We start from the raw sequence: 25,368 nt of genomic DNA on the forward strand, positions 1-25,368 counted from the left end.
GGTGAAACAGACGAAAAAACCCTTCATTCTCGGTCTTGGCGGCACGACCAATCCCGAATCCTCGACCGAGCAGGCCTTGGCGATTTCGTTGCAGGCCGCCGCCGCTGCCGGAGCGGAAACCGAATTGTTCGGATCTGACCGCCTGATGGCGCTGCCGCATTATCGGTCGGACCCGGCCGGGCTCAATCAAACCGGCAAGGATCTGGTCGCGCTGGTGCGGCGCGCGGACGGTGTGCTGCTATCGAGCCCCGGCTATCACGGTACGGTCTCCGGCCTGGTGAAAAATGCAATTGATTACATCGAAGAGACGTCGGCCGACGACCGCACCTATCTTGACGGTCTGCCGATTGGTCTGATCGTGACAGCGCATGGCTGGCAGGCGGTCGGCAGCACCCTCGCGGCGCTGCGTTCGATCGTCCACTCGCTACGCGGCTGGCCGACGCCGCTGGGAGTGGGAATCAATGCATCGGGCGGTATGTTCCGCGATGGCATGTGCAACGATCAAGGGGTCAGCACACAGCTCGAAATGGTTGCCCAGCAGGTCATGCAGAGGGCCGAAACACGCTGAATCAGGCGGGCGGCAAATTGCCGTAAAAATCGCGATACCAGCTGACAAATTTTTTCAATCCGTCTTCCAGCATCACCTTTGGCGCATATCCGGTGAGCGCGTGGAGCCTGGATATATCTGCGTAGGTCGAGGTCACGTCGCCGGGCTGCATGGGACGCATCACTTTTTGTGCCTCGATACCGAGCGCATCTTCCAGTGCCTTGATCATTTCCATCAGGCCGACCGGACGGCTATCGCCGATATTGAGGATACGATGGGCATGCGTTTCCGGCGGATGGTCCAGCGCACCCAATATGCCGTCGACAATATCATCGATATAGGTGAAGTCCCGCGCCATTCGGCCTTCGCCATAAACCTCGATCGGTTCACCGGCCAAAATCTTCTGGGTGAAGCCGAAATAGGCCATGTCCGGGCGACCCCAGGGACCGTAAACTGTGAAGAAACGCAGGCCGGTCATCGGAAAGCCGTATAGCTTTGCATAGGACTGGCTCATCAATTCACCCGAGCGTTTGGTCGCGGCATAGAGCGATACCGGATCGGTGGCAGGTTCGTCCTCGGTGAATCCCTTGCCGCCCATCGGTTTGTCACCGTAGACAGAGCTGGAAGAAGCATAGACGAGATGCTGGAAATTCTCCGCATGGCGGCTGGCTTCAAGCAGCGACAAATGGCCCTGCAGGTTGGATTTTTGGTAGGCGAACGGATTTTCGATACTGTAACGGACCCCGGCCTGCGCCGCGAGATGAATGATCCGCTGCACGCCGTTGGTTTGCACCAGCGCCTTGATGCCCTCGGCATCGGACACATCCATTTCTACAAAGCGAAAATCATTGAGAGCCTTGAGATTGGCAAGCCGGGCGGCCTTTAGCGCCGGATCATAATAATCGTTGAGATTATCAATCCCGATCACCGATTCCCCACGCTCGGTCAGCCGTGCCGAAACCGCATGCCCGATGAACCCGGCGGCGCCGGTTACGAGCACCGGATCTGCGGTGATTTCACCCATTTGTTTTTCCTATCCGCAACTTGGTCCGCGGCAGCCTTAGCACGAACCGGTAAGAATTTTGAAAGCAGAAAAGTCGATCGCCAGCGCGAACCGGGGTTGAACAACGAAAAACGGCGGCGCTTTGCAGCACCGCCGTTTGAATTGAATGTTCAGACCATCAGAATTCGTAGCGAACACCAACCTGGATACGCCAGGCGGAAGAGGAAATTCGTACATTTTCCTGATCATCCGGATTGAAGTCCGTGATGATATAGCGACCTTGTGAATCAACGCCGCCGTCAACCACATCGACCAGACCGGCTGAATCACGCGAACGCGATACGTTCCAGCCGCTGTCGAGAATATTGAGGAAGTTGTCGATATCCGCAAAAAACTCGATCTTGTCTTCCACGCCAAACAGGCGGCCCGGACCGGGCACTTCCTGACTGAAACGCAAGTCGACATCGACGATCCAGTCATTGCGACAGGTGTTGCGCTTGATCGACTGACCAGCGGTGAATCCACAATTGCTGGCACCCACATAATTGATCAGCGACTGCACGGCAGCAGGATCAGACAGCGGTGAAACATTCGGGTCGTTGAGACCTGCTGGAACATACAGCAGCGCATTGTCGTTACCTGACGAACTGTCGCCGAACACGCCACCACCGTCAAAGGTCAGGCTGTAAGGCCGACCGGACCGCGCCGAAAAGAACACCCCAAGCGACGTATCGAACCCGTCAAAAAACTCTTCCTTGAAGTTTGTTGCAAAGACCAGATTATGCCGGGTTTGGTAGAAGGATGTAGAGGTTGCAGGTGCTTGACGATCGAAGGCCGCGGTAACGTCATAGCTCGATGTTGCTGTCGAACTGCCATTGTTCCGGTAATCGCTCGAGTCCGTATATGCATAGCCGAAGTTGACGTTAACGCTGCCGCCATCGGTGATGACGCCGCCGTTGAAGGTTTTTTGCAGCGCAACCGAGACTACGTGGCTGTCGTAGGACTGGCCATTGGTCAGCTGAATTTCGTCATCCCGGCCAATCCGGTTAAAGCAGATGGCACTAACATTATTGTAGACAGGAGGCGTGCCGCCGGTGCCAACCAATTGCGCGTTACAACCTGCCGCATCCGGATCGAGAATATCTATGGCAGCATAAATAGGGCGACCATCGACGGCAAATCCATTCAATCCCCGCGTAATATTCGGTGTCTGGGACAAATCGACAAAGTTCAGCGGATTGATGAACCGCGAATAGATATAATCGAGGTTCAGGTTCCAGTCCGAGAAGAAACCACCATCCGTACCGAACCGGGTTGATACTCCGAGATTGGCGCGGAACACGGTGGGGGCCTCGAAGTTCGGGTCGGTAGACTGGGTGTCGGCCAGTCCGGCAGCTGCCTGCTGAGAGCCTGCATCGATAGCGCATTGCGGGAACCCGGTGAACTGGCCGTTGACGACAACATCAACCGGACCTGCAGGAGCATTGAGCGCTGCGCAAGTCGAGCTGGCCAGCGTACCCAAGCCGGTCGAGAACCCGTTGTTTGAAAATGCGTTCGAAAAATACACGACCGGATCGCCACCGGAGAACATGCCGACGCCGCCGGTTACCGAAGTGTTATTGAAAAAGCCCTGATTGTCGAAATCATAGCTGAACGCGGCTCTTGGCAAAAGCAGCGGATCAAGCTTGCTGAACGGGTTCGCGTTGGTGAAACCATAGCGCGCCTGAAAGGTAGGATTGGCGCGAGGTGCATCGCCAGCAACTATCTGGACACGCACACCGCCGGTAAGCGTTAGCTGATCAGTCGCCTGCCATTCATCCTGAGCATAGAAGCTATAGATCTGGCGGCTGAACAAGGCCGCTGCCTCGTTGATGTCACCCGTTGGCGTGGCGTTGATGTCGGCGCCATAGGCTGCGCCGCTGAGCACCTGATCATTGGTCGGAAAGAAGGTCGATCCGTCACTCAGCAGGCCTTCCTGGAAGTCCGCAAGACTGCTGAAGTACAATGTCCCAGTCGCATTGATGGCGAAAAGGTTGAACACCTCGAGATCGTTCAGCTCGGCACCGAGTTTGATGTTGTGATCACCCGCGCTGATATTCATCTGGAAACGCGCCTGATCAATCTTGGTGTCAAGCTGGTTGGCTGACCGGAAAATCCCAGGTCCGGTCGTCAGCAAACCAGTCTGACCGCCTGGAGCGCCGGGAACTGCCACGGCGAGCCGCACAAGCGGATTGTCCGATTGCGCTTCGCCGCCCCCAACAGGACCCTGAACGTCCCCGACTTGTGCTCTCGACACACGCAATTCGGTCGAGACATTGTCGGACCAGTCGGAATAGAGCCGCAGCGAATAATAATCCGATATCGTGCCTTCATCTTCAAAACTGTTCAGACCCGTAAGGTTTTCGGAACCGAAGTCGGCTTCGACATTGGTTTCCTCGAGCCGTTGGTAGGTCGCTTCAACGCGATGATCTTCGGTAATATAGGCATCAAGTCGGCCGAAATAGCGAACGCTCGATTCGGGTAGCGAACGAGGATATCCGCCGACATCGACGCCATAAACCGAATTTGCAATGTTTGCGAACTGGTCAAACTGGGCCTGGGTGACGAAATTGGCTTCGTTCGGAAACCCTGCGCCGGTCGGGCCGAGGTCATTCGAATCCCCCAGATCGGTCTCTTCGTAACCGGCATAAAAGAACAGGCGATCCGGAATGATCGGGCCGCCCAAAGTCGCGCCCCAGCGCTTTTCTTTAAACGGCGCCGGAGTAAAATCCTGTCCGGCGATGGTGCTGCCGCGCAGGTCTTCGTTGCGATATGTGAAGAAGGCGCTGCCGTGGAACTGGTTGGTACCGGATTTGGTCACGACGTTGACGGCACAGCCGGTGAAATCGGAATATTCGACGTCAAAAGGCGCAAATTCCACGGAGGTTTCGCGAATTGCATCGAATGGCAGAGGCAATGAGTTGCGCGCCGCGAACGGGGTTCCGTTCAATCCGAAAATGTCGGCCTGCACGATACCGTCGACGGTGAAGGTATTTGCGCGATCATTCCCGCCCAGGCAGGAAATCCGGTCTACTTCATTGTCCCGTTCAAGGCTGACTCGTGGATCGAGGCGGATGATGTCGCGAACATCGCGCGTGATTGACGGGAAAGATTCAAGCGTTACTTCGCCAAAGGACTGGCCGGGACCGACGGCGAGCTGGGTTACGTTTGCGCGTGCACCGGTTACAACGATGACCTGTCCAGAATCGCTGGAGGCGAGTTCGAAGGTGAAATCTGTATTGCCCTGCAGATTGATGAACTGGTTTTCTACCGTTTGCCCTTCAAAACCGGCAGCCCGCGCGGTCACCGAATAGGGTCCGCCGGGAACAAGCGATCCGGCGCGGAACTGGCCGTCGCTGTTGGTGGTGATGGTCCGTTGCTGGCCGGTACGCGTGTCCACAACAACAACGGTTGCGCCGGCTATAGCAGCCCCATTTTGATCCGTAACCTGGCCTTCAATCCCCGATGTGATCTGTTGAGCTGCGGCTGGTGTCGCCATCAGGCCGGCTGTGGAAAGACTGACGACGCTGGCCGCCAAAAGATATTTGATTTTCATGGATCATTTTCCCCGTATGATGACATCAAAGCCATTCGTTTGTTTCGAACTTGCTTCGGCCGACCCTGTTCGACCTGCTTGGTAAAGCACCGTCCCGATAGAGCGGTACAATGACAGTTTTGCTTCAATCGCAACGACTTTTCGCCGCGATGCAGCAGTTAAATTTTATCCACAGCTTATCCAAGGCAGGGCCGGCACCGGTTCAAGCATTGATCCGCGCGAATCAGATTGACCTAAACTATTGAATTAGAGCCTGAATATTCTTCAACACCCTTTTAAACTGGTCTTCGAGGGCGTGTTCTGACTGTTGCGAATTTATCACGATGTCGGCGTGAACCTTCGAAGGCTCAACATGGAGATCGTGCATCGGCCCGACCTGGTTGGCAAACTGTTCGTGCACCGACTGCGCGCTGCGCCCTCGTTCGCGGACATCACGTTCGAGTCGCCGGTCAAATCGGGTTTCGGCATCGCACTCGACGAAGATGCTGAGGTCGAGCAGGTCGCGCAACGGCTGGTGCTGGAGAATCAATATGCCGTCGATCAATATCACCGGTCGCGGTTCGGTCCGTTCGGTCTCGCGCTTGGGCATATGGGTAGGAAAATCATAGAGCGGCCGGTCAATCGCCTCGCCGTTTTTGAGCTGGATCAGCTGCGCGCGCATCTGGTCAAAATCAACCGCATCGGGATGATCAAAATTGGGACCGCCCTTGCCCTTGGGCGCATCGCCAAGGCCGAAAAAATAGTCATCCTGCGGCAGGATCACGCATTGCTCCGGCCCCAGCGCTTCAAAAACCCTTTGCGTCAACGTCGACTTGCCGGAACAGCTGCCACCGCCAATGCCAACCGCCTTGGGGGTCATATCAGGCCGATCTCGCGTAACCTCTGCATCAGATAATCATGCGCGGTGATCGGTTCCGGATATAGATCCGGATGGGCGTCGTCTACGCAGCTTGGCAGTGTTTGAATCGCATAATCGGGCCGGAAGTGGAGGAAGTAAGGCATGGAATAGCGCGAATGCCCGCGCCGTTCCGGTGCGGGGTTGACCACGCGGTGGGTGGTCGATGGCAAGCGGTTGTTGGTCAGCCGCTGCAACATGTCGCCGATATTCACTGCCAGCTCGCCCGGTTTCGGCGTTACCGGTCGCCAGTTGCCATTTCGGTCGAGCAATTCCAGGCCGGCCTCTTCGGCGCCGATCAGCAATGTGATCGTGTTGATATCTTCGTGCGCGGCCGCGCGGACTGCGGGTGAATCTTCCGGCACCGGCGGGTAATGAATCAGCCGCATAACCGAATTGCCGTCGCGCACCGTGTCGACGAAGAAATCCGGTGCCAATCCCAGAAAACGCGCAATGGCTTCGAGGATACGCGCGCCGGCCTTGTCGAAGGCGGCAAACATTTCGAGATAGGTTTCGCGAAATCCGTCGAGTTCCTTTGGCCAGATATTGGGCGGCATAACGGGTTCGAACGGATGACCGGCAGGCAGATCGCGGCCGATATGCCAGAATTCCTTGAGATCGTGTATGTTGGAATCCTTGGCGCTTTCGGTTCCAAACGGCGTATATCCACGGGCGCCGCCACCGCCAGCGATATGATAGGATCGTTTGACATCGTCCGGCAGCGCGAAAAAGGCGCGCGACATCGCTTCGGCGCGGGCGATCAGCTCTGCGGGAATGCCGTGGTCGGAAACCACCGCAAAGCCCCAGTCGGAAAAGCTCTGGCCGATTCGTTCGGCAAAGCCGTCGCTGTCGTTGTCCGCCATCGCAAGGGAAACGGCGGCTAGCGTATCTTGGGTCTCGGTCATGCTTTTAAGATGCGTCCTTATGCCTATTTGTCAATCGGGATCGCTCAGCCGAGCGAAAGCAGGATACCGGCAAGCGCCGCGCTCATCAGATTGGCGAGTGATCCTGCCGCCAGAGCGCGGAGGCCGAGTTTGGCAATGACCGGACGCTGATTGGGTGCAAGACCGCCTGTCACCGCGAGCTGGATGGCAATGCTGCTGAAATTGGCAAAGCCGCACAAAGCGAAGATGACGATGGCGTTGGTCAGCGGGGAAATGCCGTCCTGGATCTTGCCCAGTTCGATGAAGGCGACAAATTCGTTCAGGACAATCTTGGTTCCGAACAGGCCGCCGGCGCCCAGCGCTTCTTCCCAGGGGACGCCCAAGAGAAACATGATCGGTGCAAAAATATAACCGATCACAAGCTGGAAACTGAGATCGGGATAGCCGAACCAGCCACCGATCCCGCCGAGCAGACCATTGGCCAGCGCGACCAGCGCGACAAAGGCCAGCACCATCGCGCCGACGGCGACCGCCAGCTTGACTCCGGTTTGCGCACCCATCGCCGCTGCCATGATGATATTGGCGGGTTTTTCTTCTTCATAGTCGACCGCGACAACCAGCTCTTCGGGCGCGGGATCGTCCGGATTGTCCGGCATGATGATCTTCGCCATCAATATCCCGCCGGGTGCCGACATGAAGGCGGCGGCGAGCAGATAGTCGACTCTTATGCCCATGGCGGCATAAGCTGCCAATATTGTTCCGGCGACCCCCGCCATGCCAACGCTCATCACGGTGAACAGCTGAGACTGGGTGAGGCTGGAAAGATAGGGGCGGATGACGAGCGGCGATTCCGATTGGCCGACGAAAATATTCGCCGCCGCACATAGCGACTCAACTTTTGAAATGCCGGTCACTTTCTGAATGGCACCGCCAACCCATTTAATGATGAACTGCATGATGCCCAGATAATAGAGAATCGAAATCAGCGCCGAGAAAAAGATGATTACCGGCAAGGCTGCAATCGCGAAACTGTTGCCGCCCATTGCCGGACTGGCGAGCGGTCCGAAGATAAAATTGGTGCCGGCCGAGGCGTAGCCAAGTAGATTTGATACGCCGAACGCCATCGCCTCGATTATCCGTTTTCCGGCGGGTACATAAAGGACGATGACGGCAATCCCCGCCTGCAGCGCAAAAGCCGCTCCGACGACCCGCAAGCGAATATTCCGCCGGCCGGTTGAAAGAGCGAAGGCGATCAGCAGGATCAAAGCCATGCCGGCAATGCTTGTCAGGATGGGTATCATCGGGTTTTTCCGCTTAAAAATTGGGGCAGGACAACACTCACCAGGTAAAGCTGCCGGTCTCGGTGTTACAGGCTGCAGCGAGGCGGTCGAGGCAATCGTCGATATTGTCGGACACGATCAGATGCTTGCGCCGCTCGGCCGACACAAAACCCTGTTCCGACATCTTGTCGAGAAAATCGATCAGCGAATCCCAGTAACCGGCGACATTCAATATCGCGAACGGCTTGTTGTGATAGCCGAGCGCGTTCCAGCTCCAGGCTTCGAACAATTCGTCCATCGTGCCAACGCCGCCCGGCAAGGCGACAAAGGCATCGGTCAAATCGGTCATCTTGGCTTTGCGTTCGTGCATATTATCCACGATGTGGAGTTCTGTTACGCCTTGATGCGCGACTTCCAGGTCTTTCAGCATCTCCGGAATGACGCCATGAACCCGGCCACCTTCGGCTAGCACGGTGTCGGCGATAATCCCCATCAGGCCGAGTCGGCCGCCGCCGTAGACCAGATCAACGCCGCGCCCTGCCATGGCCTTGCCGAGCAAAATCGTCGTTTCGGCATAAGCCGGGTCCTGCCCGGCGTTGGCGCCGCAATAAACTGCCAGTCTTTGCAAATTTTCCCCCGATCGTGCGACAATGTGGGCCGCGATCTGCTGCTTTTGAATATCTTTTCCCTATAGAAAAAATCGGACCTGTGACTATTTCTTTTTTTTCGCCACCGATCAGGCTAGGGCGTTGTCGATGACGGAAACATCAAAAACCAATCTCATCCCAAGATCATTGTTTGTCTTTGCAGTCCTCTATGGCGGGATGACCTGTATCGCCGGAATATTGGGCGCCAAACAGGTCGCGCTCGGACCGCTGGCGGTTGAATCGGGCATCTTCCCGTTTCTTCTTCTGGTCGTCTTGTCGAGCGCGGTTGCGGAATTGCACGGCCGGGACGTTGCAAATCGGCTGGTCCGATTCGGCTTTGTTCCCCTGATCACCGCGATCATATTGATCCAGATCGTATTGGCGTTGCCGACCGATCCGGGGATGTACGAACCGGCAAAAGAAGCCTTTCCGATCATATTGTCCCAGGGTGCACGGCTGATGTTCGCGGGGATCATCGCTTATGGCGTGTCACAATTCCTCAACGTCTATATCTTTTCCCGTCTGGCCAATATGAAGGGCGCGATGCTGGCGTTGCGCGCCGCCATTGCAAGCGCCTTGTCGCAAATTGTCGATACGGTCATTTTCATCACCATCGCCTTTTACGGGGAGCGCCCGATCGGGCAATTATTGCTGGGTCAGGGTTCGGCCAAGGTCGTGCTGTCCTTTCTGCTGGTGCCCTTCCTGATCGTGTTTTTCGTGAAACTGGGGCAGAGACTGGATCGCGAGTGAAGTCGCTTGCCGCCTGTCTCGCCGCGCTGATACTTGGCCTGACGGGATGTTCTCCTAGCCCGGTTGTTGCGCCGCCCGAAGGAGCGAATATCGTTACGGTCATCGGCGCGATCCATGGCCAGCATCGCGAGAGCGAGGATTATTCTCTGGATGTGCTGCGCGATGCGATTGTCAAATATGATCCGGATATCGTCATGGTCGAGCTGCCGGCAGACCGCTTTGCCACCGCGTCCGCGAATTTCGACAAATATGGCGAAGTGCGGGAAAGCCGGGCTGATGATTTTCCGGAACTGACCGATGTGGTCTTCCCGTTGCGCAGTCAACTGGGCTTCGAGATGCTTCCCGTTGCCGCCTGGACGCGGGAAATCGCTGACGAGCGGCGGGCGGTTGAAACACGGCTTGCAGCTGATCCGGCGCGCGCGGATGATTGGTTGGAATATCAGGCGGCTATCCAGCGCTACCGCAAAGCCTTGGCGGCCCGCTCGGATGACCCCGGTTTCATCCATTCAAGCGCTTATGATGCGGCGGTCAAAGACCGTCAGGAGACTTATGAACGCCTCTTTGGCGCCGATCTCGGCGCTGGCGGCTGGCGCGCGATCAACGCTGCTCATCTGGACAAAATCAATAGCGCTCTGGATATACTGAGGGGGCAGGAGAAACGAATATTGATTCTGTTCGGTGCGGGCCACAAATATATGATCATGGAAGGGCTGGAGGCGAGAGAGGATGTTTTCCTGATCGACGCTGCGCCACTTTTCGGTCAGTAACTATCTATTATTACAGATAATATTGGCGTCAGCCAGATCTGCCCCGGTATCGATATCCAACAATATCGGGTCGTCTGCTTTCACCAGCTTGGCATCTGCGAGCAGGCTTCTGGCGCCCGAATCGCCTTCCAGGGCAATTAGCGTCTCGAAGGCAGCGGGAGGAAAAATTGCGGGCGGCATCGCTCGTCCGTTTCGTACCGATGCGACGGTGCTTGTGCCGCCTGATTGTTCGAATGCCGCGATCAACCTGCCGATATGGTCGCTTGTCACAAAGGGCATGTCGGCCAGCATGATGCACAATGCACTGGCCTTGACTTCGATCGCCTGGGCGGCGGCGAGCCGGACCGATGTTGCCTGACCTTGTGCGGCTTCTTCATTGGCGATTATTTGATAACCGAGTGCGCCCCATTGCGGCGCACAATCATGCATTGGCGACCCGATCACCAGCTTTCGGATAAACGGCAGCTCTGCGCCGGTCTCGGCAGCATGTATGCCGAGCATCTTGTCGCCGAGCATTGCACTCAGCTTGTCCCGATCACCAAATCTGCGGGATTGTCCGGCCGCCAGCAGCGCCAGCATGATGCCGGAGCCCTCGTTCAATTGGCGCTAACGCTTTCGATATAGGCGATGACCGCTTGTCGTTTGCCCTGATCCGCAATCGCACCGGCAACCATCGTCGTGCCGGGAATTTTTGCGGCTGGATCGGCGATATAGCTATCCAGTTCGGCTGCGGTCCAGGTGATGCCCGATGCCTTGAGCGCGTCGGAATAGCCAAAACCGGTGACCGATCCTGCCGCTTTGCCGACGATCCCGAAAAGATTGGGACCAGCGCCATTGGCGGCGCCCTGTTCCAGGGTATGGCAGGCGGAGCAATTGGCGAATGCCGCTTTTCCTTCGGCGAGCAGCGCGCTGTCCGGATCGTCAGCAGCGGTTGCCACCGGTGCTGCGCCGGGTTCGCGGACGATGATCTGCTCGACCGGTTCGGGCGCCGGATCTGCGCCACAGGCGGTCAGGACGAGCAGAGAAGCCAAGGCGGCTATATGAACAGTTTTCAGCATTTCAGGGCTCCGATCAGGCAAAATCATGCTTGGATATGGGCAGCTCGCGGACCCGTTTTCCCGTGGCGGCAAAAATCGCATTGGTGACCGCAGGGGCAATCGGCGGCAGTCCAGGTTCGCCCGCGCCGCCAATCCGGTCGTGATCGCCATTGATCAAGGCCACTTCTACCTGCGGCATCTCGTTAATCCGGAGCATCGGATAATTGTGGAAATTGCTCTGCTGGACCGCGCCGTCCTTGATCGAAATCTCGCCATAGAGCGCAGCGGTCAGGCCATAGACGATCGCGCTTTCCATTTGCGCGGCGACGCCATCGGGGTTCATCGCAAAGCCGACATCGGTGCAGCAGAAGACCTTTGTGACGCGCGGTTTCTTGCCGGTCATATCAACCTCGGCCACTTGCGCGACGATCGAGCCGAAGGATGGCACCAGCGCAATACCGCGGCCATGGCCTTCGGGCAGAGGACTTCCCCAATTGGCCATTTCGGCCGCCTTGTTGAGCACGGCCAGATGACGCGGTGCCTTGGCCAGCAAGGTCCGGCGCAATTCGAGCGGGTCCTTGCCCGCTTCTGCCGCGACTTCGTCGACGAAGCTTTCGATAAACCAGGATTGCTGACTGTGATCCACGGACCGCCAAGCGCCAAAGCGCAAATGCATCGGAACATCGACCTTGCGGATCAGCTGATTGGGGATCGCATAATGCGGCACGGTCGGCGCTTCTGCCGGGTCAAACAGATGGACATGGATATTGCTCCAGCTGACCAGATTGCCGTCCTTGTCGAGACCCGCTTCGAAGCGGCTGGTCGCCGATGGGCGGTACATGTCCTGCGCGGTGTCTTCCTCGCGCGACCAGATCATCTTGACCGGATAGCCGGCCGCCTTGGCGAGCCGCGCGGCCATCACCGGAACATCGCTGGCCGAGCGCCGGCCAAAGCCGCCGCCGAGATATTGATTCTCGAGATTGACCTTCTCTTCGTCCAGTCCCAGCGCTTCCGCGACATCGCGGCGCACAGCAAGAGGATTTTGCGTGCCAAGCCAAAGGTCGCATTGGCCGTCTGCGATCCTGGCGGTGCAGTTCATCGGCTCCATCGTGGCATGGGCGAGAAACGGCACCTTATATTCCGCCTTGATGGTTTTGGTTGCCTTGGCCATCGCGTCCACAGTATCGCCCTGGTCGGTCTCGATATCGCCGCCGTCCGCGCCCGCGTCATCAAGCGCCTTGGCATAGCGCGCGAACACCGCGGCCTGGTCCAGTTCCCCGCCTTCGGCCTTGGAGTAAATTGCTTCCACCGTGTTCAGCGCCTGTTGCGCCTGCCAATAGCCATCGGCGATGACCGCGACAAAATTGCCCATGTTCAATATCTGCAACACTCCGGGCATCGACTTGGCGGTCTCTGCGTTGATGCTTTCGACGCTCGCGCCAATCACCGGTGGTGCCTTGACCGCAGCATATTTCATGCCTTCGATCTCCATATCGATCCCGAAACCGGCGGTTCCGTCGACCTTGGACGGGATATCCTTGCGCGGGATCGGTTTGCCCATCAGCTTGAAATCGCTGACCGCCTTGCGTTGCGGTTTGATCGGTAGCGTCTGTTCGGCTGCGGCGGCCGCAAAGGAACCATAAGTGGCCGTTTGGCCCGAAGGCTGGTGGCTCAACATGCTGTTTGCGGTCGTGATTTCGCTTGGCGCAACGCCCCATTTTTCGGCCGCGGCGGCGATCAGCATTTGGCGCGCGGCGGCACCCGCCATGCGGATACTGCGCTGCCCTGCTCCGCGAATGGAGAAGCTGCCGCCGGTAAAGCTGATCGACATCATGTCGGCCAGTTTCAGGAACGTGCCCTGAACCGTCGGCTCGAGAAGATTGGGAACCTCAAGCGTGGGCGCCAGAAATTCGCGACCGATATCGGCGCCGGCGTAGGACGGCAGGCCGGGGGCTTCGAGAATCTCGACCTTGTCCCAGTCGGCATCCAGTTCATCGGCCAGCATCTGTGCCAATACGCTGTGCGCGCCCTGACCCATTTCGGCATGGGGAACGATCGCGGTGACCGTGTTGTCTGGTGCGATTTTGACCCAGCTGTTGATCAGCTGCTCACCGTCGCCATTTGCGACGAAATCCTTGAGCTTGCCGGTCGGATTGCCCGGCCGGACCGCGATACCGACAACCAGAGCACCGCCGGCAGCAACGCCGGCACCAATGAAAGCGCGTCTTGACCATTTGCCCATGACCTACGCCTCCACTTTCGTCGGTTGCTCGATGCCGGCTGCCGCCTTGATTGCTTCGCGAATCCGGCCGTACATGCCGCAGCGGCAGACATTGCCAGCCATCGCGCTGTCGATCTGTGCGTCGGTCGGCTGGGGATTTTTATCGAGCAAAGCGGTTGCCGCCATGATCTGGCCCGACTGGCAATAGCCGCATTGTGGAACCTGGGCTTCGATCCAGGCTTGCTGGACCTTGTGCAACGTGCCGTCTTCGCCCGCGATGCCTTCGATCGTTGTGATCGTCTTGCCCTCGGCAGCGGAAACCGGCGTCGAACAGCTACGGATCGGCTTGCCATCCAGATGTACGGTGCAGGCCCCGCATTGAGCGATACCGCAACCGAATTTGGTGCCGGGCATTTTCAGATTTTCGCGCACGACCCACAAAATCGGTGTCGCCGGGTCGACATCGACCTCTTTGGCCTGGCCGTTGACGTTGAGCTTGATCATGGAAGTTTCACCCGGATGATTGAATGGCAATATGCAACTTATAGCGGAGCCGCTGCTTCAAGCCAAGGGGCCTTCGGGACAGGGCCCCGAGTTACTGACCGGACGGGTTCGGCCGACCATGATCAGGCGAAAATTTCGGCAAGCGCGCTGGTATCAGTGCCCTCTTTTGCGGTCCGCAGATCAACATAGATCGACGCGACACCTGCTCCCTGCAATGCTCCGGTTATGGTATTGCTGATCAATGTGATAATCGCCAATAATATTGTGCTGAGCGATCCGACGAAGGCAACAAACAGTCCGAAGACCATCGCCAGGACAAAGAATATGATCAACAACACGAAAATCAAACGCTTCGACCCCGAGGTCAATTCCGCGCTCCGCTTGAGAGAATCGATCACCCCTAGATCTTCGGCCATCATTACCGGCGTGGCGACAATCCACATGAGATAGAGAATGATCCCGGGCGCGACGAGCAGGATCAGGCCAAAGCCGATCCCGAGGGCCATCAAGATTCCCAGACCGATCAACGGCAGCAGTTTTTTCAGTGCCTTGGCAAAGCAGTCTGCCAGACTGAGCGGCTTGCCGCCCAGATCATTGAGCGTTGCGACGATCAGGGTTGCCTGCAACAAAATCGAAAGCAGCATCAGTGCAATAAACCCAAATCCTTGCGATGAATAGCTGGTTGAAACGTTGAACCCACCTGCGCCAGTGGTAAAATTGCCTTGTGCGGTTTGCAAAAGCGCGTTGGGAATACCGATTATCAGGAAGGACAGGCCAAGATAGATCACCGGGTGTCGCGCGATGACGCCAAATGTGTTGTCGAGCACCCGGTTAATGTCGAGCTTCCCTGCTGGTTCCGCCATGTTTTATTCTCCCCGTTTTCAACCGATCGACAGGCTGGCATATTTCCCGTCGCGGGTAAAGTTGAACCGCAGACCTATGTTCGCTCTTGCTCGATCCTGGGGATTCTGCAACACCTTGCCAGTGGTAAAAGTAGCGCAAGGCAAGGGGAATGAAGTGAGCGCTTCTTTTGACGGTGCGTGGGACGATGTACGCGCCGACGCAAATATCCAATATACGCCTACCCCGGCCCCCGAGCCACCGGAAGTACCGCAATGGTGGCGCGATTTTCTTGACTGGCTCGGTGAATTTCTGACGCCGCTGTTCGAAGCAATCGCGGCAGCATGGCCGATATTGCGCATCCTGCTGCTGGTTCTGCTTGTTGCGGGTGTGTTGACGCTTTTCTGGGTAATTGTGTCGCCTTATGTCGAGCAATGGCGTGGCCGGAAACGCCCGCCTGAGGAAATCTGGCAGCCGCAACCGGATGCGGCACGCAAACTGCTCGCGCAAGCCGAAGCGCTGGCCGCCGCGGGGCAGTTTGACCAGGCGGTTCGCCTGCTGCTCCAACACAGCATCGCCGATATCGAAAAACGCCGCCCCGATTTGCTGCGACCGTCAAGCACATCGCGCGAGATCGAGCGTTTTGACAGCTTGCCCGGAACCGCGCGGGCCATGTTTGCGGTGATCGCCGGCCAGGTCGAGCGCGGCATATTTGCGGCCTTGCCGGTTGACGAGAGCGGATGGCGGATATCGCGGGATGCCTACGCAAGATTTGCGCTCAAGGAAACCTGGCAAAGAGCGGTGAAAGGATGAGCGTTCAGGCAAACCCCTTCCAGCGGACGACGATCATGACCATGTTCGCGGTCGGCTTTGTGGCTTTCGTCGCTTTGCTCTACGGATTGGGCACCGGCGATCCTTTGGCTTCGGGGAAAAATGGTGATGCGCATGGCGCGTCCAACAGCGTTGTTGGCTATAAGGCGCTCGCCAATTTGCTCGAAAAAACCGGTGTGCCGGTGCAATATTCGCGTTCCCAGGCAGGGATGGACAATCCCGGTCTGCTCGTTTTGACGCCGGGGCCATTTACGCCCACCAAAGATATTGACGGCGTGGTCCGGCAGCGTATCTATGTGGGGCCGACAATGATCATTTTGCCCAAATGGCAGGTCGGCACAAGCCCAGACTTGCAGAAGGGCTGGGTGCACCGCGGAGATCCGTGGGGTGAAGAACTTGGCGTACAAATGCTCAAGGAGCTGGCCGAGGTCAGCCTATCCGTCGATGACAAAGCGCCAGCCGGACGACCAGCGCGTTCGGCAGTTGGCACCGGATTGAAAGCGCCTGCAATTCCGGTCACGATCAAGGGAGATACGGTTCGCGCGATCGTGCAGGGACCGTCGTCCAAGGGTGCGCTGGTCGCCTATCTCGATAATGGCGGTGTCTATGCGCAGCTGGACAGTCTGGATGAATCGCAAATCACCGATGAAGAAGCGATAGATGAATCCTTCTACCCGGTGGTGATCGTTGCCGATGCCGACCTGCTCAACAACGCCGGCATGGCCGACAAGTCGACCGCCCGCCACGCTCTCGCGCTGATCTCGGCGGCTTCAACCGCCAGCGACGGAGGCGTGACATTTGATCTCACCTTCAACGGTTTGGGGAACGCGGCAAATTTGCTCACACTGGCCTTTGAGCCGCCGTTTTTGTCCGCTACCATTTGTCTGGTCACCGCGGCGCTGGCTGCGGCGTGGATGGCGTTCAACCGCTTCGGACCGCCGGCCATGGAAAAACGCAGCATGAGTTTTGGCAAGGCCGCACTGGTCAACAACAGCGCCGCGTTTATCGGCCGGATGCAGCGCGGATATCTGGTTACCGATCCTTATGCAGAGATGATACGTGCGCAAGCGGGCGAGGCAATCGGTATCAATCCGCAGGCCGGTGAACAAGAAATTCATCAAAAACTGGACGCGCTGGGGAAGAGCGGCGGCAAGCATTTCTCCGCCCTGTTCCAACAGCTTGTTCGGGCACAAAAACCGCAAGAAATCGCCGACGGGGCCGCGGCCCTCCACGCCTGGAAAAAGGAAAATATCGGATGAACATCGACGAACTCAAGACTCTGGCGGACAATATCCGCGGTCAGGTCGCCAAAGCGATTATCGGGCAGGAAGAAATAGTCGACCATCTGCTGATCGCGCTGTTTTCTTCCGGCCACGTGCTGCTTGAGGGGCCGCCGGGGACAGCCAAAACATTTCTGGCCCAATGTTTCTCCGCGACTCTGGGCCTTGATTTCGGGCGCATCCAGTTCACCCCCGATCTGATGCCCGGCGACATTATCGGATCCAATCTGTTCAATTTCCAAACCAGCAGTTTCACCCTGACCCGGGGACCGATTTTCTGTGATCTGTTGCTTGCCGACGAAATCAACCGCACCCCGCCAAAAACCCAGGCGGCGATGCTGGAGGCGATGCAGGAACGGTCGGTGACCATCGACGGCGAGACCCACGCACTGGGCTCGCGTTTCATGGTTGTCGCCACCCAGAATCCGATCGAGCAGCAGGGCGTCTATCCGCTGCCCGAGGCCCAGCTTGACCGGTTCCTGTTCAAGCTGCTGGTCGAATATCCCGATGCCGAGGAAGAGAGGAAGATCGTTACCCAATATGGCGAGCGCGTCGGCGCGCCGGTGCCGGGAGACTTCGGCATTGAAAAACAGGCCGATAGCGCGACGCTAACTGCGGCGAGCGAAGTCGTGAAGTCGGTGAAGCTGGTCGATGATGTGGTTGATTATGTCGTCCGCCTGATCCGGGCAACCCGCGAAACCGCCGATTTGGAAAATGGCGCCAGTCCACGCGCTGCGATAATGCTGGCTAATGCCGCGCGGGCCCGGGCAGCGATATCCGGCCGGGACTATGTCATTCCCGATGACGTGAAAGCGCTCGCGTCATCGGTACTCCGCCACCGGACGATGCTTTCGCCAGCAGCCGAGATTGAAGGCCGGCAGGTGGACAGCATCATCACCGGGCTGGTCGAACGGACGGAAGCACCGCGTTGAATTTTTACCCCACCGGGCGGGCCATCTGGCTCTTTGCGCTCGGTGCGCCGATTGCCGCGGTACTGGCGGCGATCATGCCGTCGCTTTGGGCGATCGGCGCGGCATGGGCGGCGATGCTTTTGCTACTCCTTATCCTTGATGGCATGGTGGCCGCCAGGGCAAACGAGGTGCGGCTGTCGGTGGCCGGCAGGGCGGAAATTGGCGCACCGCTGGTGCTGGGACTGGAAGCCAATTTCTCCGGAATGCTGGCGCCGCGGAAATTATGCGGCAATCTTGGGCTGGACACTCGGCTGGCGGAGGATGGAACGGTCGTGTTTTCCTTGGAACGAAGGGTTGCAGACGATGATGTCTTTTCCGGCCAGGCCACCACCGTTCCCGCCAGGCGCGGAACCGGAGCGATCGGCAAGCTGTGGCTAAGATGGACCGGGCCGCTCGGGCTGGCCTGGCGCCAGATCCAGAAGCAGAGTAGCCAGAGCGTTGCCGTGATGCCGAATATCTCGGCCGTGCGCAGCCCGACGCTGCAGATGTTCCTGCGCGATTCCGTATTCGGACTGCTCGCCCGAAAGGTCCGGGGCGAGGGAAGCGAATTTGAAGCCCTGGCAGAATATCAGCCGGGCATGGACCGGCGCAGTATCGACTGGAAGGGATCGGCGCGCCACAGCAAATTGCTGGCCAAGGAATATGACACGGAGCGGAATAACCAGATTGTCTTCGCGCTGGATTGCGGCGCGGCCATGTGCGAACCGGTCGACGGCCTTCCGCGGATCGACCGGGCAGTGTCGGCGGCGCTGTTGACCGCCTATATCACGCTCAAGGCCGGCGACCGGACGAGCCTGTTCAGCTTTGCCGCCAAACCCGAATTGTCGACGCCTTTCCTCTCGGGTAGCCGCAATTTCTTCCGGTTGCAGCAGGAGGCTGCAACCATTGACTATCGTCATCAGGAGAGCAATTACACCTTGGCGCTGTCAACTTTGCAGAACCGGCTCAAGCGACGCTCACTGATCATCATTTTTACCGACTTTACCGACCCGACCGCGGCCGATCTGATGCTCGAGGCGGCGGGACGGCTGATCGACAAGCATCTGGTGCTGTTCGTGGTTCTGGAAGATCGGGAACTGACCTCGATTATCGACACGCCTCCACAGAGCGCCGAGGATGTCGCGCGGGCGGTGACCGCACAAAATCTGCTCAACCAGAAAAAACTGGTCCTTACCAAGCTCCGGCACATTGGCATTGATGTGATCGAAGGCGCACACCAGGATATCGGAACACGCCTGATCAACGGCTATCTCAACATCAAACGGCGGGGCGCCCTGTGAGCACAGAGCAGGCATTGAACGCAGCGGTGTTGCGCAGCGACCGCTTTCGGCTCGAGCGGGAGGCGGACTGGATCCGGCTGGAAGATATTGTCACCAATATGGAGAAGGGCAAGAGCAGGCGTCTGTCAGATGACGATGTGCTGGCGTTGCCCACATTATACCGGACCTTGCTGTCCAGCCTGTCGATCGCCCGGGAAAATTCGCTCGATGCCGGCCTGATCGACTATCTCGAAGGACTGGCGCTGCGGTCCTATTTTCTGGTCTATGGCACCCAGACCAGTTTCGGTCGCTGGCTCGGGAGCTTTTTCGGCGGTGGCTGGAGCCGGGCGGTCCGGGCGATCCAATATGATATCTGGATTGCCCTGTCAGTGATGATCGCCGGTGCCACGATAGGCTATATTCTGGTCGCGGGGGATAGCGACTGGTTTTACGCTCTCGTCCCCGGCGGCCTGTCCGAAGTCCGGGTGCCGGGCGCGACTGAAGACGCATTGCGCGGCACGCTTTTCGGCGGGCAGAATGAGGATGGACTGGGCATGTTCGCTGCATTTCTGTTCAGCAACAACGCGCAGGTCGCAATCCTCGCTTTTGCGCTTGGTTTTGCCTTTGCCATCCCCAGTATATTGCTGCTGATCCACAATATGGCGCTGCTCGGTGCGATGTTCTGGGTGTTTGCGCAACGCGGCCTGACGGTCGATTTCGCCGGCTGGCTGTCGATTCACGGCACGACCGAGCTGTTTGCCATCCTGTTGGCTGGCGCCGCCGGGATTCATGTCGGTCGTTCGATTGCCTTTCCGGGTGCACGGTCTCATCTGAAGGCGGCCAGCGATGCAGGCAAGCGGTCCGCGCTGGTCATGGCGGGGGTTATCGTCATGCTGATCTGCGCCGGCCTGCTCGAAGGCTTTGCCCGACAGCTGATCGACAATACCGCCGGCCGCTTTGGCGTCGGCGGCGGGATGCTGCTGCTCTGGCTCGTCTATTTTATCGGCTTTGGCAGACAACGGCGAGGATCCGGCGCATGAGCGACAGCACAGCCGCAGAGCCATGGATCCGGCGATCCGCCAATCCGAAACTCGACCGGATCATGGTCACACCGGAAGGCGTGTCGCTCAATGTCACGGTTGCCGCAGCGGGCGCCCGGGCGGGCGCACTTGCGCTGGACATTGTTATCATTCTCGGTCTCATCTTTCTGGTCACGATGGCAGGGCTGTTGCTGTTGTGGGGGTTCGGCCTGGCCATTGACGGTAATCTGGAAAATGCCAGCGGCCCGCTTCAGCTGCTGGCGGTTTTTTGGATCATTTCCGTCTTTTTGTTCCGCAACGCATATTTTCTCTATTTCGAACTGGGTGATCGTGCCGCAACATGGGGCAAACGCGCTGTTGGCATCAGGGTGGCGGCGAGAGATGGAGGGCGGCTGACCGCAGAAGCGGTTATCGCGCGCAATATTGTCCGCGACGTCGAGCTGTTCCTGCCGCTGGTGTTCCTGACCTCGGGAGAAGCCAACGGAACGATGACGGATTTTACCGCCTGGGCCGGTTTTCTGTGGGTATCGATGTTTCTGCTTTTTCCGCTGTTCAACAAGGACCGGCTGCGCGGCGGAGACGTGATCGCCGGGACCTGGGTGATCCAGAATGTGAAAAAGAATCTCGGCGAGATTGTCGCGCCGTCGGCGGCGAAGATATCGGCAGACGGAGCCGTGCCGATCACCCGATATCAATTTTCCGATGCAGACTTGTCGGTCTATGGCGAATATGAATTGCAGACCCTGGAAAATGTCTTGCGCAGCGACCAGAATGAAGCACTGGAAAAGGTTGCCGCCTCTATCTGCCAGAAAATCGGATGGGAGCCGGGCAGTGGCGACGAACGCGTTTTTCTGGAAGCTTATTATACCGCGCTACGCGCCCGTCTGGAGCGGAGCATGAAATTTGGCAAGCGGCGCAAGGACAAGTTTTCGCCGCACGAATAGAAGGTCCGATGGCGCCCGTCCGGCAGTTCCGTAGCGTCACCTTAATTGCGCGGTTAATTGCTTGTTTTCGGCGGCTTTCAGCTTATAGTCCGGCCAAATTCTGACCAAGGAGCATTCCCATGAATCTGGAATTCACAGAAGAAGAAAAGGCCTTTCGCGCGGAAGTGCGTGAATTTATTGAGAATAATCATCCGCAAAATATCAACACAAGCGGCCTCCGGGACGACCTCAGTCCAGAGGATATGCTCGCCTGGCACAAGATTCTCGGCAAAAAGGGTTGGTCGGTTCCGGCCTGGCCGAAGGAACATGGCGGCACCGACTGGACGCCGACCCAGCGCTATATCTGGTCAGAAGAAAATGCGCGGAAGAACACCGTGATGCCTTTGCCTTTCGGCGTCGCGATGGTCGCGCCGGTGATTTACACATTTGGTAATGAAGAACAGAAAGCCCAGCATCTGCCCGGCATCCGGTCAGGCGAAGTGTGGTGGTGTCAGGGCTATTCGGAACCCGGAGCGGGCTCCGATCTGGCATCGCTGAAAACCACGGCAGTGCGCGACGGTGATGACTATATCATCAACGGTCAGAAGACGTGGACAACGCTGGCCCAACACGCCGACTGGGGCTTCTTCCTGTGCCGCACCGATCCGGACGCGCCCAAGCCGCAAATGGGCATCAGTTTCATTCTTGTCGACATGAAAACACCGGGCATCGAAGTCCGCCCGATCAAGCTGATCGACGGCGGCTATGAGGTCAATGAAGTTTGGCTCACCGATGTCCGGGTACCCGCGACCAATCTGATTGGCGAAGAGAATAAGGGTTGGACCTATGCCAAGTTCCTGCTCGCGCATGAACGTTCCGGCATCGCCGGGGTCGCCCGTTCCAAGCGCGGTGTCGAACAGCTCAAGGAAATTGCGGCCGCCGAATTGCTCGATGGCAAGCCGTTGATCGAAGACATGGGTTTTGCCCAGAAGATCAGCCAGCTGGAGATCGACCTCTCGGCTTTGGAAATTACGGAACTCAGGACACTTGCTGGCGAACAGGCCGGCAAGGGACCGGGACCGGAAAGTTCACTGCTCAAGGTCAAGGGTACGGAAATCCAGCAGCGCCTGACCGAGCTGACGCTGGAAGCGGTCGGCCATTATGGCGCGCCCGATTTCCGCAGCTTTCCCGATGATGGATCGAACGACTTCCCGATTGGCCCGGACCATGCCCATCATGCGGCACCGGCCTATTTCAACATGCGCAAGACCTCGATCTACGGCGGGTCCAACGAGATCCAGCGCAACATCATCACCAAAATGATCCTCGGCCTTTAACAGACCGATACGGGAGAAATATTATGGATTTCGATTTTACCGACGAACAGAATATGGTGCGCGACGGAATTTCGCGCCTTATCCGCGAGCAATATGACTTTGATACACGGCGCAATGTGATCGCCAGTGAAACCGGCTGGCGGCCGGAGCTTTGGGCGCAACTGGCCGAGCTTGGAATGCTCGCTGCGCCGTTTTCGGAAGAGGACGGCGGTTTTGGCGGTGCGACCGAAGCGATGATCATCATGGAAGAATTCGGCAAGGGACTGGCCGTCGAACCGTTCATCCCGAGTGTGGTCTGTGCCGGCGGTGCTCTGAAACATGGCGGCAACGCTGCGCAGCGCGAAGAATATATCGGCGGGATTATCAGCGGCGAAATGATTTTCGCTTTCGCCTATGCCGAACCACGCGGGCGCTATGATCTCGCCAATCTGGAAACGACCGCCAAGGCAGATGGTGGCGATTATATCCTCAACGGCCACAAGGCGGTTGTGGTTGGCGCGCCTTGGGCGACGCATCTGGTCGTAACCGCGCGTACATCGGGTGGGCAGACCGACAAAGACGGCATTTCGGTATTCGTTGTCGACAAAGCGGCCCAGGGGGTGAGCACGCGCGACTATGCCACGGTCGATGGCCGCCGCGCTTCAGAAGTCTATTTCGAGAATGTGAAAATCTCCGGCGACGCGTTGATTGGCGACGCCGGCAATGGATTGCCGTTGATCGAGAAAGTGGTCGACGAAGCGACCGCCGCGGTGTGTGCCGAAGCGGTTGGCGCGATGAAGGTGACCAACGAGACCACCCTCGACTATTCGCGCCAGCGCAAGCAGTTCGGGGTGCCGATCGGATCGTTCCAGGTGCTCCAGCACCGCATGGCGGATATGCTGATGGAATATGAGCAGTCGGTTTCGATGTGCTATCTCGCGACGATCAAGCTCGACGAAGACGACGCGACGCGCAAGAAAAACGTGTCTGCGGCCAAGGTCCGTATCGGTCAGGCAGCCCGTTTCATTGGCCAGTCGGCAATCCAAACCCATGGCGGCATGGGCATGACCGACGAGCTTGCAGTGGGCAGCTATTTCAAGCGGCTGTCGATCTTCGAAGGCGAATTCGGCAGCGTCGATCATCATATGCGGCGGCATATTGCCCTGACCGCGGCCTGATAGTCGGGCTATAATCTATCAAAAAGGGGGGGCGAACCAGGCCGGTTCCGCCTCCTTTTTTGTTCAGTGCTATCAGCCAGATTACAGCAGCAAACCGCCGTCGGCGATAATTGTTTGGCCGACAATATAGCCAGCCAGCGGTGACGCGAGGAACAGGGCCAGTCCGGCCATGTCATCCGGATCGCCGACCCGGCCCATCGGGATCGACCGGATGGACGCTTCCAGGCGCTGAGGATTGTCGGTGGTGACCTTGGTCATCTTGGTTGCGATCAGACCCGGAGCGATGCCATTGACGCGGATGCCGTCGGGAGCCCAGGCCTTGCCCAACGTCCGAGTCAGGCCAGCGGCACCAGCCTTGGAAGCATTATAACCAGGATTGCCGACGGTCGCATGAAAGGCCGCGGTCGAGCTGATGATGATCAGCGACCCCCGCGTCTGTTTCAGCAGATCGTGAAACTCCCCCGCGCAGGTCATCAGGCTGTTGAGATTGACCTGAACAACCTTGGCAAAATTTTCCGGCTCGAATTCGGCGCGCTTGTACATCACCATGCCTTGCGAGCAGACCAATATGTCCAGCTTGTCGAACTTCTGCCGCAGTGCGATAATCGCATTATCGTCGGCGGCATCGAGCTGATGATAGGTCAGGCCCTCCAGATCGGAGCCTTGGTCCGCATCATAATCGGCTTCGCTGGCGCGTGTTCCGGTCACATGCACCTCTGCGCCGCGTGCCCGAAAAGCCTGCGCGGTGGCATTGCCGATGCCGCTGGAACCGCCGATGATGCAGACGGTCTGACCGTCAAAGTTGAACGATGGGTCGATCATTTGTCTGTCTCCTGTGCAATTGACTATTGGCCGAGCATTGGCCGATCGTCTAGAGTCTGTTGCATCATCTAGCCGGAGCAATGACATCATGGATATTCCTTTTTCCCTCCAAGGGCGCACCGCGCTGATCGCTGGTGCCTCATCCGGATTTGGCGCGCGTTTTGCCGCACTGTTTGCGGCAGCGGGTGCGAATGTCGTGCTTGGTGCCCGGCGAACCGACCGGACAGAATCTTTGGCAAAAAAGATTATTGATGCGGGGGGTAAGGCGCTGGCGGTAACGCTGGATGTCACCGATGAAGCTTCGATCATCGCTGCCTATGATGCGGCGGAGGCGACGTTTGGCACGGTCGATACGATCATTGCCAACGCCGGCGTAGCAGCAACCGGGCGCTCTACGGAAGTAGCGGCAGACCGGCTGCAGACCCTGCTCGATACCAATTTCAAGGGGGTTTATCTGGTCGCACGTGAAGGGGCCAAGCGTCTGATCGCCAGCGGCAGTCGGGAAAAGGAAAACGGCAGAATCGTGATCATCGGATCGATCACCTCGAGGATGACCGGCGAAGGCGACAGCGCCTATGCAGCTAGCAAGGCGGGGGTGACCCATCTTGGCCGCAATCTGGCGCGCGAATGGGTGCGGATGGGGGTGAACGTCAACACCATCCATCCCGGCTATATCCCGACCGAAATCCAGGGCGACTGGTATCAGACCGCGGGAGGCGAAGCGCAAATTGCCGGGTTCCACCGCCGCCGGCTGCAGGATATCGAATCACTTGATCCG

The 25,368-nt window shown here is 58.0% G+C and carries 24 protein-coding genes; 12 read left to right on the plus strand and 12 right to left on the minus strand.

Features of this window, described 5'->3' with window-relative positions; translation table 11 throughout:
- The first annotated feature begins 1 nt into the window (after position 1).
- Entirely contained in the window at positions 2–568 is a 567-nt protein-coding gene (locus tag WBM93_RS10740; protein ID WP_424431708.1) for an NADPH-dependent FMN reductase, read from the plus strand.
- A gap of 1 nt (position 569) precedes the next feature.
- Here the strand turns inward: WBM93_RS10740 and WBM93_RS10745 are convergent, their stop codons facing one another.
- From WBM93_RS10745 to WBM93_RS10770, 6 genes are all read right to left on the minus strand, one after another.
- Positions 570–1,571 carry an SDR family NAD(P)-dependent oxidoreductase gene (locus WBM93_RS10745; RefSeq protein ID WP_424431710.1) on the minus strand — a complete coding sequence of 334 codons (1,002 nt, stop codon included), beginning with the start codon at positions 1,569–1,571 and terminating at the stop codon, positions 570–572.
- A gap of 157 nt (positions 1,572–1,728) precedes the next feature.
- Positions 1,729–5,145, minus strand: coding sequence for a TonB-dependent receptor (locus WBM93_RS10750; protein ID WP_424431712.1), 3,417 nt, complete (start codon positions 5,143–5,145; stop codon positions 1,729–1,731).
- A 238-nt stretch (positions 5,146–5,383) separates the two neighbouring features.
- Entirely contained in the window at positions 5,384–6,004 is a 621-nt protein-coding gene (udk, locus tag WBM93_RS10755) for a uridine kinase (protein ID WP_424431714.1), read from the minus strand.
- On the minus strand, positions 6,001–6,945 hold the full coding sequence (locus tag WBM93_RS10760) for an isopenicillin N synthase family dioxygenase (RefSeq protein ID WP_424431716.1): 945 nt from the start codon (positions 6,943–6,945) through the stop codon (positions 6,001–6,003). The genes udk and WBM93_RS10760 overlap by 4 nt, the downstream gene beginning before the upstream one ends.
- 44 nt (positions 6,946–6,989) lie before the next feature.
- Positions 6,990–8,225: a NupC/NupG family nucleoside CNT transporter gene (locus tag WBM93_RS10765; protein WP_424431718.1), complete on the minus strand. Its 1,236-nt coding sequence runs from the start codon at positions 8,223–8,225 to the stop codon at positions 6,990–6,992.
- Positions 8,226–8,262: 37 nt separating this feature from the next.
- A complete protein-coding gene (locus tag WBM93_RS10770) occupies positions 8,263–8,832 on the minus strand; it encodes a TIGR00730 family Rossman fold protein (protein ID WP_424431720.1) in 570 nt (189 codons plus the stop codon).
- Between the two features lie 127 nt (positions 8,833–8,959).
- Between WBM93_RS10770 and WBM93_RS10775 the strand changes: the two genes are divergently transcribed.
- Positions 8,960–9,601 carry a queuosine precursor transporter gene (locus WBM93_RS10775; RefSeq protein ID WP_424431722.1) on the plus strand — a complete coding sequence of 214 codons (642 nt, stop codon included), beginning with the start codon at positions 8,960–8,962 and terminating at the stop codon, positions 9,599–9,601.
- A complete protein-coding gene (locus WBM93_RS10780; protein WP_424431724.1) occupies positions 9,598–10,368 on the plus strand; it encodes a hypothetical protein in 771 nt (256 codons plus the stop codon). Before WBM93_RS10775 ends, WBM93_RS10780 begins: the two co-directional genes overlap by 4 nt.
- On the opposite strand, the gene WBM93_RS10785 is transcribed toward WBM93_RS10780, so the two are convergent.
- The 5 genes from WBM93_RS10785 to WBM93_RS10805 all read right to left on the minus strand — a co-directional run bounded on the left by WBM93_RS10785 (position 10,369) and on the right by WBM93_RS10805 (position 14,993).
- On the minus strand, positions 10,369–10,968 hold the full coding sequence (locus WBM93_RS10785) for a nucleotidyltransferase family protein (protein WP_424431725.1): 600 nt from the start codon (positions 10,966–10,968) through the stop codon (positions 10,369–10,371).
- A complete protein-coding gene (locus WBM93_RS10790; RefSeq protein ID WP_424431727.1) occupies positions 10,965–11,426 on the minus strand; it encodes a c-type cytochrome in 462 nt (153 codons plus the stop codon). The genes WBM93_RS10785 and WBM93_RS10790 overlap by 4 nt, the downstream gene beginning before the upstream one ends.
- A gap of 13 nt (positions 11,427–11,439) precedes the next feature.
- On the minus strand, positions 11,440–13,647 hold the full coding sequence (locus tag WBM93_RS10795) for a molybdopterin cofactor-binding domain-containing protein (RefSeq protein ID WP_424431729.1): 2,208 nt from the start codon (positions 13,645–13,647) through the stop codon (positions 11,440–11,442).
- 3 nt (positions 13,648–13,650) lie between these two features.
- A complete protein-coding gene (locus tag WBM93_RS10800) occupies positions 13,651–14,130 on the minus strand; it encodes a (2Fe-2S)-binding protein (RefSeq protein ID WP_424431731.1) in 480 nt (159 codons plus the stop codon).
- A gap of 122 nt (positions 14,131–14,252) precedes the next feature.
- Entirely contained in the window at positions 14,253–14,993 is a 741-nt protein-coding gene (locus tag WBM93_RS10805) for a DUF7544 domain-containing protein (RefSeq protein ID WP_424431733.1), read from the minus strand.
- Between the two features lie 154 nt (positions 14,994–15,147).
- Here WBM93_RS10805 and WBM93_RS10810 point away from each other — a divergent pair, with 154 nt between their 5' ends.
- The 8 genes from WBM93_RS10810 to WBM93_RS10845 all read left to right on the plus strand — a co-directional run bounded on the left by WBM93_RS10810 (position 15,148) and on the right by WBM93_RS10845 (position 23,768).
- Positions 15,148–15,783 carry a hypothetical protein gene (locus tag WBM93_RS10810; protein WP_424431735.1) on the plus strand — a complete coding sequence of 212 codons (636 nt, stop codon included), beginning with the start codon at positions 15,148–15,150 and terminating at the stop codon, positions 15,781–15,783.
- Complete coding sequence (locus WBM93_RS10815) at positions 15,780–17,060, plus strand: hypothetical protein (protein WP_424431737.1); 1,281 nt, start codon at positions 15,780–15,782, stop codon at positions 17,058–17,060. Before WBM93_RS10810 ends, WBM93_RS10815 begins: the two co-directional genes overlap by 4 nt.
- Positions 17,057–18,013 carry an AAA family ATPase gene (locus WBM93_RS10820; RefSeq protein WP_424431739.1) on the plus strand — a complete coding sequence of 319 codons (957 nt, stop codon included), beginning with the start codon at positions 17,057–17,059 and terminating at the stop codon, positions 18,011–18,013. Before WBM93_RS10815 ends, WBM93_RS10820 begins: the two co-directional genes overlap by 4 nt.
- Positions 18,010–19,332, plus strand: coding sequence for a DUF58 domain-containing protein (locus WBM93_RS10825; protein WP_424431741.1), 1,323 nt, complete (start codon positions 18,010–18,012; stop codon positions 19,330–19,332). Before WBM93_RS10820 ends, WBM93_RS10825 begins: the two co-directional genes overlap by 4 nt.
- Complete coding sequence (locus WBM93_RS10830; protein ID WP_424431743.1) at positions 19,329–20,351, plus strand: stage II sporulation protein M; 1,023 nt, start codon at positions 19,329–19,331, stop codon at positions 20,349–20,351. Before WBM93_RS10825 ends, WBM93_RS10830 begins: the two co-directional genes overlap by 4 nt.
- Positions 20,348–21,295, plus strand: coding sequence for an RDD family protein (locus tag WBM93_RS10835; protein ID WP_424431745.1), 948 nt, complete (start codon positions 20,348–20,350; stop codon positions 21,293–21,295). The genes WBM93_RS10830 and WBM93_RS10835 overlap by 4 nt, the downstream gene beginning before the upstream one ends.
- A gap of 119 nt (positions 21,296–21,414) precedes the next feature.
- Positions 21,415–22,611: an acyl-CoA dehydrogenase family protein gene (locus tag WBM93_RS10840; RefSeq protein ID WP_424431747.1), complete on the plus strand. Its 1,197-nt coding sequence runs from the start codon at positions 21,415–21,417 to the stop codon at positions 22,609–22,611.
- Positions 22,612–22,634: 23 nt separating this feature from the next.
- Complete coding sequence (locus WBM93_RS10845) at positions 22,635–23,768, plus strand: acyl-CoA dehydrogenase family protein (protein ID WP_424431749.1); 1,134 nt, start codon at positions 22,635–22,637, stop codon at positions 23,766–23,768.
- A gap of 81 nt (positions 23,769–23,849) precedes the next feature.
- Here WBM93_RS10845 and WBM93_RS10850 read toward each other — a convergent pair whose 3' ends face one another.
- Positions 23,850–24,590: an SDR family NAD(P)-dependent oxidoreductase gene (locus WBM93_RS10850; RefSeq protein WP_424431751.1), complete on the minus strand. Its 741-nt coding sequence runs from the start codon at positions 24,588–24,590 to the stop codon at positions 23,850–23,852.
- An 88-nt stretch (positions 24,591–24,678) separates the two neighbouring features.
- Here WBM93_RS10850 and WBM93_RS10855 point away from each other — a divergent pair.
- Positions 24,679–25,368 (plus strand): SDR family NAD(P)-dependent oxidoreductase (locus tag WBM93_RS10855; protein WP_424431753.1); only part of this gene is annotated, 690 nt, incomplete at its 3' end.

The sequence above is a fragment of the Parasphingorhabdus sp. genome (assembly GCF_049667325.1).
Lineage (GTDB): Bacteria > Pseudomonadota > Alphaproteobacteria > Sphingomonadales > Sphingomonadaceae > Parasphingorhabdus.